This window comes from Microcystis sp. M53603_WE2 (assembly GCF_030065435.1).
The window spans coordinates 1-1,007 of record NZ_JASJFF010000429.1 but is presented as its reverse complement, the minus strand read 5'-3'; the positions used below and the strand labels follow the sequence as shown (position 1 = coordinate 1,007).

Sequence of the window (1,007 nt, the reverse complement as noted above, 5' to 3'; positions counted from 1 at the left end):
TTTTGTCAACTCCCAGGGCAAGTGGGTGGGTTACAGCCTTGATATGTTAGAGTTAATTCGCAAAGAAACCGAACGGAAGTTAGGAAAACCAATTAAGTTAAAAATTGTTGAGATTACTCCCCAAAATCGTTTTGAAAAGTTGAAAACAGGGGTGATAGATATCGAATGTGGCTCCACTACTTTTACTTGGAAAAGAGAAAATGAAGTTGATTTTTCCGTTAGTTATTTTGCCAGTGGCACTCAATTGTTAACCCGCAAAGGTAGTAATCTTGATGACATCGGTAGCTTGGCAGGCAGACGCATTGGAGTAATTGCCAATACTACTAATGAAGCAGTAATTAAAACTCAACAACCCGCCGCTATTTTGGTCAAAGTTAAAAATCGTGGCGAGGGTTTACAAAAACTAGAAGCGGGAGAAATTGATGGTTTTGCCAGCGATGGCATTACCCTAGAAGGTTTAAGGAAAAACGCTAAAAATCCCAATAATTTAGCCATAGTTCCCTCCTATCCCTACGCCTACGAATCCTATGCCTGTACTTTACCTGAAAATGACTCTAAATGGCGCGATACGGTTAATTATACCCTATTAAAATTCATGGAAGGGATCGTTAGTGACCAACAACAAGCGGTGACAATTTATGAACGTTGGTTTGGTGAAGAGGGTGTTGTTCCCTATTCCAGAGAAACTATTAATGATTATTTTCAAGGCATTGTCAACACCTACGAATGGATTCCTTTAACTGTATTTCCCTAAAATTAAGACCTTTTTAGGGAAAGGTTCAAAAAGGCACTCTTGCAAGTGGGAATAATTATGAATGGGGAAGTGGGAAGTGGGGAGGTGGGTTTTTAAAGGAGGAAGGAAAATTTGGCTCTTCGGGAATTGTTATGCAAATAATTAACTTAAAATAAAATTCGATGAGAGCAACTACGCTCAAAAGTAGCTGAAATTCATACAGGAAAGGACTTAAGGCACAAATAGGTTAATACCAAAAGATAGACAATTGAGT

At 38.6% G+C, this 1,007-nt stretch carries 1 protein-coding gene; it reads left to right on the top strand.

The window, feature by feature from the left end:
• Nucleotides 1-754 (top strand): amino acid ABC transporter substrate-binding protein (locus PX481_RS08975; protein WP_288094453.1); only part of this gene is annotated, 754 nt, incomplete at its 5' end.
• Nucleotides 755-1,007 lie beyond the last annotated feature (253 nt).